Source organism: Kluyvera sp. CHPC 1.2972, assembly GCF_036759925.1.
Taxonomy (GTDB): domain Bacteria; phylum Pseudomonadota; class Gammaproteobacteria; order Enterobacterales; family Enterobacteriaceae; genus Kluyvera.
In genome coordinates this window covers 20961-31699 of sequence record NZ_JAPKIB010000009.1, presented here as the reverse complement: position 1 = coordinate 31699, position 10739 = coordinate 20961, and the positions used below count along the sequence as shown (strand labels likewise).

Genomic DNA, 10739 nt, shown 5'->3' with positions numbered 1-10739 from the left:
AACAACCTCTGGCAACGCAGTGAATTAACTATTTGAAAAAGTTAAAGATTAATTACCTGCTTATTGGCTTTGTGACGTTGCTGCTCGCAGCGGCGCTTTGGCCCTCTCTTCCCTGGTTTGGCAAACCAGAGAATCGTATCGCCGCTATCAAAGAGCGGGGGGAGCTGCGCATCAGTACCGTGCAATCTCCACTCACCTATACCGTCGTTAATAATAAAGACTACGGGCTCGATTATGAGCTCGCCCAGCAGTTTGCCGACTATCTTGGCGTAAAGCTAAAAGTCACGGTGCGCCAGAACATCAGCCAGCTGTTTGACGATCTCGATAACGGCAATGCCGATATGCTGGCCGCCGGTCTGGTCTACAACAGCGAGCGCGTGAAAAGCTACCAGGCGGGGCCGACCTATTATTCCGTATCGCAACAGCTGGTGTACCGCGTTGGCAATACGCGCCCGCGGAGCCTCAGCAGCGTCTCCGCCGACCAGCTCACCATTGCTCCAGGCCAGGTGGTCATTAGCGATCTGCAAAATCTACAGGCACACAAATACCCAGACCTTTCATGGACCGTCGACGAGAAGCGCAGCTCGGCAGACCTGATGCAGGCGGTGATCGACGGTAAGCTTGATTACACCATTGCTGATTCCGTGGCGATTGGCCTGTTCCAGCGCGTTCATCCAGAGTTGACCGTTGCCCTCGACGTGACCGACGAACAACCGGTGACCTGGTTTAGCCTGCAGGACGACGACAACACGCTTTCCGCCGCGATGCTCGACTTCTTCGACAATATAAATGAAGACGGCACCCTTGCGCGCCTGGAAGAGAAATATCTCGGCCACGGTGACGACTTCGACTATGTCGATACCCGTACCTTCCTGCGCGCGGTGGATAGCGTGCTGCCTGACCTGCAGCCGTTGTTTGAGAAGTACGCCAGCGAAATTGACTGGAAGCTGCTGGCGGCCATCTCTTATCAGGAATCTCACTGGGACCCGCTGGCCACCTCCCCTACCGGGGTGCGTGGCCTGATGATGCTTACCAAAAATACCGCCCAGAGCCTGGGGTTAACCGACCGTACCGACGCCGAGCAGAGCATCAGCGGCGGGATGCGCTACCTACAGGACATGATGAGCAAAGTGCCGGACAGCGTGCCGCAAGAGGAGCGAATCTGGTTTGCGCTGGCAGCCTATAACATGGGCTATGCCCATATGCTGGATGCTCGCGCGCTCACTGCGAAACAGAAGGGCAACCCGGACAGCTGGGCCGACGTGAAGCAGCGCCTGCCGCTGCTGAGCCAAAAACCGTGGTACAACAAACTGACCTACGGTTATGCCCGCGGACATGAAGCCTATGCCTACGTCGAAAATATCCGTAAATATCAGATAAGCCTGGTGGGGTATTTGCAGGAAAAAGAGAAAAAGGCGGCGGAAGAGATGGCGATTGCGCAAGCCTATCCGGCCGTTTCGCCCAATGAGCTACAGCACGGTGAAAATGATACGGGGATATTTTCCTTCCTGCGTCGAGGCGATCGCGACGACAGCGATACGCCCCTGCTGCGCTTCACTTCGAAAAACTAGCAGCCCCTTTCCGCCTGTCTTAGCGCTTTTTTCTGCTGCCGCCGTTCGCGGAAGAAATCACTCAGCATCCCCGCGCACGCCTCAGCCAGCACCCCTTCGGTAATCTCAACGCGGTGGTTCATTCCTGGGTGATGCAGCACGTCAATCAGCGACCCTGCCGCACCGGTTTTAGCATCACGAGCACCGAAAACCAGATTGCCGATACGCCCGTGCACCATTGCGCCAGCGCACATCACGCAGGGCTCCAGGGTCACGTACAGCGTGGTATCAATCAACCGGTAGTTTTGCAGCACCAGGCCGCCTTGACGCAGCGCCATGATCTCCGCGTGCGCAGTCGGATCGTGGCGGCCAATCGGGCGGTTCCAGCCCTCGCCTATCACCTGATTATTGTGAACCAGTACGGCACCTACCGGCACTTCGCCTTCATCCCAGGCTCGTCGGGCAAGTACAAGCGCGTGGCGCATCCAGTATTCGTGGTTCAGTTCAGTGTCGGACAACGTGGGGACTCCAGATAATAAAACGCCGCGCATTATACACAATATCCATCAAAGCGCAGCGCCGACTATTCCAGTTGCTCCAGTTCGCCGCGTGCGGTCACCCGCCAGCGATGCTCACAGAAAAAGAGGAGCGGGTTATCCTGCTTACTGTCGCTATAACCGCTGTACAAGCGCAGCGGTGCGCCGAGACGCTGTTCAAGCTGAGCCACTTTTTCATGGCCCAGACAGCGAACCGACAGTACCCGACCGCCAAACGCGCGCTGCATCTGACTGCCAATCAGGTTGACATGCGCCATCCAGGGCGCGTCCGTATAGGCACGCTCCACCAGCGTTTGCGGCGATCCGGTGATAAGCCAGACGTCGGCATCCTGATGCTGGAGATAGTCGTCCAGCCGCTGCTGCACGACGGGAAACGGCGTGACGGTCGCACGAAACCAGAGAATGAAGCTCGCCTCCAGCGCCTTTAGCGTTGCCTCGCGTCGGCCAAAGGTGCTTCCCCACAGCAGCACGCTTACCGGCCAGCGCGCCGCACGCCCCTTCACCAGCATTGCCGCGCCAACGATCGGCAGCAGGGGCACCACCAGTAGCGCGTTAAGCGGTAATCGGCGCAGCAGGTAGCGCAAAAACGCACCGAAGAGGTCCTGCTGATGTAGCGTACCGTCGAGGTCGAAAAACACCACGCGGCGACAGTGACTTACCAAATGCAGCTCCCGTTATCGTCAATCAGTTCAAAGACCAGACTAGCAGATCGCCCCTCACGTTTCGCCCGATAGCGTTAAACTGAAAGAATAGCTGCGATTTTACAATCACATAGCACATTTAATTCGATATATTCCGTTATAATAGAATACAAAATTCTTGTAAACGAGCAGAATGGTGGCCTGGCACATCGTGGTCATTGTGCCCGTGAGGTTATTATGAATTGTTTACTCAGTATTCGTCAGCGTTACCCGCAGCTGGCGCAAAGCGACAGAAAGCTGGCCGATTTCATCCTGGCACAGCCGGATTTAGCCCGTCATTTAAGCTCCCAGCAGCTCGCAAGTCAGGCGGGCGTGAGCCAATCCAGCGTGGTGAAGTTCGCCCAGAAGCTCGGTTTTAAAGGCTTCCCGGCGCTTAAACTGGCGCTCAGTGAAGCGCTTGCCAGTAACGCCAACCCGCACTCCGTCCCGGTACATAACCGGATTTGCGGCGACGACCCGCTGCGCCTGGTGGGCGAAAAGCTGATTAAGGATAACGTCGCGGCGATGCACGCTTCGCTCGACGTAAACACCGAAGACAAACTGCTGGAAACGGTGAACATGCTACGTAGCGCGCGCCGTATCGTGCTGACAGGCATTGGCGCCTCGGGGTTGGTGGCCCGCAACTTTAGCTGGAAGTTGATGAAAATCGGTCTGAACGCCGTTTCCGAGCAGGACATGCACGCCCTGCTGGCCACCGTACAGGCCATGACTCAGGACGATGTGATGCTGGCTATTTCTTACTCCGGGGCGCGCCGGGAGATTAACCTCGCCGCCGATGAGATGCTGCGCGTAGGCGGTAAAGTGGTGGCAATCACCGGCTTTTCCCCCAATGCGCTTCAGCAACGGGCGACGCACTGCCTGTACACCATCGCCGAAGAGCAGGCGACGCGCAGCGCGGCTATCTCTTCAACCAGCGCGCAGATGATGCTGACGGATCTGTTGTTTATGGGGTTGGTACAGCAGGATCTGGAAAATGCGCCGGAACGTATTCGTCATAGCGAAGCGCTGGTGAAAAAGCTGGTTTGATCGACAGCGCTAATACCACAGAAAAGGTATGGCCTGGCGGGAAAATGAGCGTATAATGCGCGCCCTGTTTATTTCGTTTCTGAGAATGTCCTGATGGCGCTGTTAATCACCAAAAAATGTATCAACTGCGATATGTGCGAGCCGGAATGCCCGAACGAGGCTATTTCGATGGGTGATAGCATTTATGAGATCAACAGCGATCGCTGCACCGAGTGCATTGGCCACTACGACACCCCGACCTGCCAGAAGGTGTGCCCGATCCCGAATACCATTCTCAAGGATCCGGCACATTCAGAAAGCGAAGAGCAACTGTGGGATAAATTCGTCCAGATGCATCACGCAGACAAAATCTAGCTTTCCATAATCACCGTTGCACAGGCGTAGTGGCGTTCATCGGCGAGCGTCACATGCATATGCGCCACGCCCATTCGTTCCGCCAACAGCTTCGCTTCACCCCAGAGCCTCAGCTTCGGTTTACCCATCTCATCGTTGTAGACTTCGAACTGGTTGAACGCCAGGCCATTGCGAATGCCGGTGCCCAACGCTTTTGAAGCGGCCTCTTTCACCGCAAAGCGCTTCGCCAGAAAACGCACCGGCTGCTGGTGCGTCTCCCAGATAGCCCACTCGTTGTCGCTGAGCACGCGTCGCGCGAGACGATCGCCGCTACGGGCGATCACCCCTTCAATGCGGGCGATCTCGACGATGTCGGTCCCGAGCCCCAGAATCGCCATTACCCGCGCGCTTCCAGCATCAGGCGTTTCATCTCAGCCACCGCCTCTTTCAGGCCGGTCATCACCGCACGGCCAATAATCGCGTGGCCGATATTCAGCTCATGCATTTCCGGCAGTGCCGCAATGGCTTTGACGTTGTGGTAGGTCAGACCGTGACCGGCATTCACTTTCAGCCCCAGGCTGGCGGCATAGGTCGCGGCTTTCGCGATACGCTCAAGTTCTTTCGCCTGTTCAGCATCGGTGGTGGCATCAGCATAGCAGCCGGTGTGGATTTCGATATACGGTGCACCAACGTCAGCTGCGGCCTTAATTTGCGCGTTATCAGCATCAATAAACAGCGACACCAGAATGCCTGCGTCGGCCAGGCGTTTGCAGGCATCGCGCATTTTGTCGAGCTGGCCGGCGACGTCCAGGCCGCCTTCGGTGGTCACTTCCTGGCGTTTTTCCGGCACCAGGCAGCAGAAATGCGGCTTGGTTTCGCAGGCGATAGCCAGCATCTCTTCGGTGACGGCCATCTCCAGGTTCATGCGGGTGTCCAGCGTCTGACGCAGAATGCGCACGTCGCGGTCGGTGATGTGGCGACGGTCTTCGCGTAAATGCACGGTGATGCCATCTGCACCGGCCTGCTCGGCGATAAATGCCGCCTGAACCGGATCGGGGTAAGCGGTGCCGCGCGCGTTACGCAGGGTGGCAATGTGGTCAATATTGACGCCTAACAGTAATTCAGCCATGACAATCCTCGTGTCTTTATTTTTAACTTTCGTTTCCCCTCACCCCGCCCCTCTCTCCCCTAAGTGACGAGGGGAAAAGCGGGATAAGTGCAATAGGAGTTACCGCTTCGGTACAAACTGACGAAACAGCTCGCGGCTCTTCAACGGTTTGCCACCAAGATACGGCTTCAACGCCATGCGGGTAAAGCGTTTGGCGGCGCGCAGCGAGTCAACATCGGGAAATTCCCGGCTCGCCAGCGCTTTCAGGTGGTGCCCGGTGAAGGTGTAGTTATCAATCACGACGCTTGCAATAAACCCTTTCTCTTCACGATAGCGGTAGGTCATGGTGTCATCGACCTCGTCGCCGCTACCGGCGCAGTGGAGAAAATCCACGCCGTAGCCCAGGTGTCCCAGCAGCGCCAGCTCAAAGCGGCGCAGCGCAGGTTCAGGGGAGCCCGTTGCACCGGCCAGCGCCTGGATGCAGTGCAGGTAATCGAAGAACAGTTCAGAGAAGCGGGTTTCGTGCTCGAGTACGCGAGAGAGCAGTTCATTAACGTACAGGCCGCTGTAGAGCGTAATACCGCTTAAAGGGAGTGCCAGCGAGACGGCTTCCGCGCTGCGCAGCGTTTTGACTTCGCCACGCCCGCCAAAGCGAACTAATAAGGGGGTAAAGGGCTGAAGCGCACCTTTGAGGTTGGAGCGTTTGGAACGTGCGCCTTTAGCGACAAGGCGCACGCGACCCGACTCTTCCGTGAAGACGTCCAGTATTAAACTGGTTTCGCTCCAGGGACGACTATGCAGGACAAATGCGCGCTGCCAGCCCTCCATCGGGGATTATTCTCAGAGATCGTCGGTATAACCGAGACTGCGCAGTGCGCGTTCGTCATCGGCCCAGCCTGATTTCACTTTCACCCACAGTTCCAGGTGAACAGGCGCTTCGAACATCTCCTGCATGTCTTTACGGGCTTCGATACCGATGGTTTTAATCTTGGAACCTTTGTTACCAATAACCATCTTCTTCTGCCCTTCACGCTCAACCAGAATCAGGCCGTTGACGTCATAACCGCCGCGTTCGTTAGAGACGAAGCGTTCGATTTCAACGGTGACCGAGTACGGCAGCTCTGCACCAAGGAAACGCATCAGTTTTTCACGGATGATTTCAGAGGCCATAAAGCGCTGTGAACGGTCGGTGATGTAGTCTTCCGGGAAGTGGTGAATCGCCTCAGGCAGGTGCTTACGCACGATGCTAGCAATGGTATCCACGTTCAGGCCGGTCTCTGCAGACATCGGCACGATATCAAGGAAGTCCATCTGGCTGCCGAGGAACTGCAGGTGTGGCAGCAAATCCGCCTTTTCCTGCACGTTATCCACTTTGTTCACGGCCAGAATCACCGGCGCTTTACCACCGCGCAGTTTATTCAGCACCATCTCGTCGTCAGGCGTCCAGCGGGTGCCTTCGACCACGAAAATGATCAGTTCAACGTCACCGATGGAGCTGCTCGCCGCTTTGTTCATCAGGCGGTTGATCGCGCGCTTCTCTTCCATGTGCAGGCCCGGGGTATCAACGTAGATAGCCTGGTACGCCCCTTCGGTATGAATACCGACGATACGGTGACGCGTAGTCTGCGCTTTACGGGAAGTGATGGAGATCTTCTGCCCCAGCAGTTCGTTCAGCAGTGTGGATTTACCAACGTTCGGACGACCGACGATGGCAACAAATCCGCAGTAAGTTTTTTCTTCGCTCATTCCAGCTCCAGCTTTTTCAGCGCCTGTTCGGCGGCAGCCTGTTCCGCCTTGCGACGACTGGAACCTGTGCCGACCACCGGTTCACTCAGGCCGCTAACCTGGCAGTGGATAGTAAATTCTTGATCGTGTGCTTCTCCGCGTACCTGAACCACCAGATAAGACGGCAGCGGCAGATGACGGCCCTGCAGATATTCCTGCAGACGCGTTTTCGGATCTTTTTGCTTATCGCCTGGGCTGATTTCGTCCAGACGCGTCTGGTACCAGGAGAGGATCAGCTTCTCAACGTTCTGAATGTCGCTGTCGAGGAACACCCCGCCAATCAGCGCCTCAACCGTATCCGCGAGAATAGATTCCCGGCGGAAACCGCCGCTTTTCAGTTCGCCAGGCCCTAAGCGCAGGCATTCGCCCAGCTCAAATTCGCGGGCGATTTCCGCCAGCGTATTGCCGCGCACCAGCGTTGCGCGCATACGACTCATATCGCCTTCATCCACACGTGGGAAGCGGTGATAGAGCGCGTTCGCGATCACATAGCTTAAAATTGAATCGCCCAGAAATTCTAAGCGTTCGTTGTGCTTGCTGCTGGCACTGCGGTGCGTTAATGCCTGTTGCAACAGTTCCTGATGAACAAAAGTGTAGCCCAGCTTCCGTTGAAGCCGATTAATTACGATGGGGTTCATGCGATACCAAATAAATAAATGCGTCAAAAATGCAGCACACGAAACAGACCTGAAGGAAACCAATGCGGTTTCGTGTGCCGTGTCCCAGATAAGAGACATCCGAAACTTCGGGGGGCTATTCTATACGCAACGACAAGGGATGTCGTTAGTTTGAATGGATTAAAACGCGAAATAATTCACGCGGCGGCTATTCAACCACCGCGTGAAGTCAGACTAAGAATTAATGGATCCCACCGATGCGGCTTAAACGCACACCAGTTGGCCATTGACCCTCTTGTTTTTCGAAGCTCATCCAGATGGCGGTAGCTTTACCGACCAGGTTCGCTTCCGGCACGAAGCCCCAATAACGGCTGTCCGCGCTGTTATCGCGGTTATCGCCCATCATGAAGTAGTGGCCCGGCGGTACGATCCAGGTTGCCAGCGGCAAACCAGACTGGTGGTAATACATGCCGACCTGATCCTGCGCGATTGGCACGGTCAGGATACGGTGGTTAACGTCACCCAGCGTCTCCTGGCGCTGCGTCAGGCGTACGCCATCCGCTTTGCTTTCGCCCTGTGGCATCTCAAAGAAGCCGCTGGTCGCTTCGCCGCCGTTGCTGCGGGAGAAGGTCTGGACGAAATCGCTTGGTTCAACGTTAGAGTAGGTCACCGGCAGTGCGCTACCGCACGCCTGACCGGAGCTGCATCCTGGCTGAATGGTCACCTGCTTGGCAATCGGATCGTAAGTGACTTTATCCCCTGGCAGACCCACGGCACGCTTGATGTAATCAAGGCGCGGATCTTCCGGGTATTTGAACACCACGATGTCGCCACGTTTCGGATGACCGGTTTCAATCAGCGTTTTCTGGTAGATCGGATCTTTAATCCCGTAGGCAAATTTCTCCACCAGGATAAAGTCGCCGATCAGCAGCGTTGGCATCATCGAGCCAGACGGGATCTGGAACGGTTCATAGATAAATGAACGCACGATCAGCACGATGGCGAGCACCGGGAAAACCGACGCGCCGGTTTCCAGCCAGCCCGGTTTCGGGCCCACTTTCTTCAGCGTCTTTTTATCCAGCGTTTCGCCGGTGGCAACCTGCGCTGCCGCCTGGCGTTCCCGCCGCTTGGGTGCGAAGATAAACTTATCAACGCACCACAACAGGCCCGTGACCAGTGTGGCAATCACTAGAATCAGGGCAAACATGTTCGCCATGCCAACTCCTTAGAGATTATTTATTGTCTTTACCGACATGCAGAATGGCGAGGAAGGCTTCCTGCGGCAGTTCGACGTTACCGATCTGCTTCATTCGCTTTTTACCCTCTTTCTGTTTTTGCAGCAGCTTTTTCTTACGGCTGATATCGCCGCCGTAGCATTTCGCCAGAACGTTTTTACGCAGCTGCTTGACGGTTGAACGCGCGATAATGTGCGTGCCGATGGCCGCCTGAATCGCGATATCAAACTGCTGACGAGGGATCAGCTCTTTCATCTTCTCAACCAGGTCACGGCCGCGGCTCTGCGAGTTATCACGGTGCGTGATCAGCGCCAAAGCATCGACGCGTTCGTTGTTGATGAGGACATCAACGCGAACCATGTCAGAGGCCTGGAAACGTTTGAAGTTGTAGTCCAGCGACGCATAGCCGCGGGAGGTCGACTTCAGACGGTCGAAGAAGTCGAGCACCACTTCCGCCATCGGGATTTCATAGGTCAGCGCCACCTGGTTACCGTGGTAAACCATGTTGGTCTGCACGCCACGCTTCTCGATACACAGGGTGATCACGTTACCGAGGTAAGCCTGCGGCAGCAGCATGTGGCATTCCGCGATTGGCTCACGCAGTTCGTAGATGTTGTTCAGCGGCGGCAGCTTGGACGGACTATCAACGTAGATAGTCTCTTTCGCCGTGGTTTCCACTTCATACACTACGGTTGGCGCGGTGGTGATCAGATCCAGATCGTATTCACGTTCCAGACGTTCCTGGATGATCTCCATGTGCAACAAGCCAAGGAAGCCGCAGCGGAAGCCGAAGCCCAGCGCCGTGGAGCTTTCTGGCTCATAGAACAGGGAAGCATCGTTCAGGCTCAGCTTGCCGAGCGCATCACGGAAGTTTTCGTAGTCATCAGAGCTTACCGGGAACAGGCCCGCATAAACCTGAGGTTTTACCTTTTTAAAGCCTGGCAGCGGTTTGTCAGCCGGGTTACGGGACTGGGTCAGGGTATCGCCCACCGGTGCGCCGAGGATGTCTTTAATGGCGCAAACCAGCCAGCCTACCTCGCCGCATTTCAGCTCGGTACGGTCAACCTGTTTCGGCGTGAAGATGCCCAGACGGTCTGCGTTGTAGACCTGGCCGGTACTCATCACCTTAATTTTGTCGCCTTTACGCATGGTGCCGTTTTTAATACGCACCAGCGATACCACGCCCAGGTAGTTATCGAACCAGGAGTCGATAATCAGCGCCTGCAGCGGGCCTTCCGGATCGCCTTCCGGCGGCGGAATGTCGCGCACCAGACGTTCCAGCACGTCGGTCACGCCCACGCCGGTTTTCGCCGAGCAGCGTACCGCGTCGGTGGCGTCGATGCCGACGATATCTTCAATCTCTTCCGCTACGCGCTCTGGGTCAGCCGCTGGCAGGTCGATTTTATTCAGAACCGGCACCACTTCCAGATCCATTTCCATGGCGGTGTAGCAGTTCGCCAGCGTCTGCGCTTCTACGCCCTGCCCGGCGTCAACCACCAGCAGAGCGCCTTCGCAAGCGGCGAGAGAACGGGAAACTTCATAAGAAAAGTCGACGTGGCCTGGGGTGTCGATAAAGTTCAGCTGATAGGTTTCCCCGTCGGCTGATTTAAAGTCCAGCGTCACGCTCTGCGCTTTGATGGTAATACCACGTTCGCGTTCCAGATCCATCGAATCCAGAACCTGGGCTTCCATTTCGCGGTCGGAAAGGCCACCACAAATCTGAATAATGCGGTCAGACAGCGTCGATTTACCGTGGTCGATATGTGCAATGATGGAGAAGTTACGTATATTCTTCATATATTAAAATATTTATGCCTTACGGATACT

The 10739-nt window shown here is 55.9% G+C and carries 12 protein-coding genes; 3 read left to right on the top strand and 9 right to left on the bottom strand.

What is annotated here, in order from left to right; all coding sequences use genetic code 11:
- Positions 1–32: 32 nt before the first annotated feature.
- Complete coding sequence (mltF, locus tag V6944_RS14865) at positions 33–1571, top strand: membrane-bound lytic murein transglycosylase MltF (RefSeq protein ID WP_333499514.1); 1539 nt, start codon at positions 33–35, stop codon at positions 1569–1571.
- Here mltF and tadA read toward each other — a convergent pair.
- A complete protein-coding gene (gene tadA / locus V6944_RS14860) occupies positions 1568–2101 on the bottom strand; it encodes a tRNA adenosine(34) deaminase TadA (protein ID WP_333499513.1) in 534 nt (177 codons plus the stop codon). The two genes, mltF and tadA, sit on opposite strands and share 4 nt — an antisense overlap.
- Before the next feature lie 32 nt (positions 2102–2133).
- Positions 2134–2769: a phosphatidylglycerophosphatase C gene (yfhb, locus tag V6944_RS14855; RefSeq protein ID WP_333499512.1), complete on the bottom strand. Its 636-nt coding sequence runs from the start codon at positions 2767–2769 to the stop codon at positions 2134–2136.
- A 216-nt stretch (positions 2770–2985) separates the two neighbouring features.
- On the opposite strand from yfhb, the gene V6944_RS14850 reads away from it, so the two are divergent.
- Positions 2986–3834 carry a MurR/RpiR family transcriptional regulator gene (locus V6944_RS14850; RefSeq protein WP_333499511.1) on the top strand — a complete coding sequence of 283 codons (849 nt, stop codon included), beginning with the start codon at positions 2986–2988 and terminating at the stop codon, positions 3832–3834.
- Positions 3835–3927: 93 nt separating this feature from the next.
- Positions 3928–4188, top strand: a complete 261-nt coding sequence (locus V6944_RS14845; protein WP_220438321.1) for a YfhL family 4Fe-4S dicluster ferredoxin — start codon at positions 3928–3930, stop codon at positions 4186–4188.
- On the opposite strand, the gene acpS is transcribed toward V6944_RS14845, so the two are convergent.
- The 7 genes from acpS to lepA form a co-directional block, all read right to left on the bottom strand.
- Positions 4185–4565 carry a holo-ACP synthase gene (acpS, locus tag V6944_RS14840; RefSeq protein ID WP_333499510.1) on the bottom strand — a complete coding sequence of 127 codons (381 nt, stop codon included), beginning with the start codon at positions 4563–4565 and terminating at the stop codon, positions 4185–4187. The two genes, V6944_RS14845 and acpS, sit on opposite strands and share 4 nt — an antisense overlap.
- Positions 4565–5296, bottom strand: coding sequence for a pyridoxine 5'-phosphate synthase (gene pdxJ / locus V6944_RS14835; RefSeq protein ID WP_333499509.1), 732 nt, complete (start codon positions 5294–5296; stop codon positions 4565–4567). The genes acpS and pdxJ overlap by 1 nt, the downstream gene beginning before the upstream one ends.
- 99 nt (positions 5297–5395) lie before the next feature.
- The gene (gene recO, locus V6944_RS14830) at positions 5396–6103 is read right to left on the bottom strand and encodes a DNA repair protein RecO (RefSeq protein WP_333499508.1); all 708 of its coding nucleotides are present in this window, start codon (positions 6101–6103) and stop codon (positions 5396–5398) included.
- A gap of 12 nt (positions 6104–6115) precedes the next feature.
- Complete coding sequence (era, locus tag V6944_RS14825; protein WP_220438331.1) at positions 6116–7021, bottom strand: GTPase Era; 906 nt, start codon at positions 7019–7021, stop codon at positions 6116–6118.
- Positions 7018–7698: a ribonuclease III gene (gene rnc, locus V6944_RS14820; RefSeq protein WP_015963393.1), complete on the bottom strand. Its 681-nt coding sequence runs from the start codon at positions 7696–7698 to the stop codon at positions 7018–7020. The genes era and rnc overlap by 4 nt, the downstream gene beginning before the upstream one ends.
- Positions 7699–7918: 220 nt before the next feature.
- Entirely contained in the window at positions 7919–8893 is a 975-nt protein-coding gene (lepB, locus tag V6944_RS14815; RefSeq protein ID WP_333496852.1) for a signal peptidase I, read from the bottom strand.
- Positions 8894–8909: 16 nt separating this feature from the next.
- A complete protein-coding gene (gene lepA / locus V6944_RS14810; protein ID WP_333499507.1) occupies positions 8910–10709 on the bottom strand; it encodes a translation elongation factor 4 in 1800 nt (599 codons plus the stop codon).
- Positions 10710–10739: the final 30 nt, after the last annotated feature.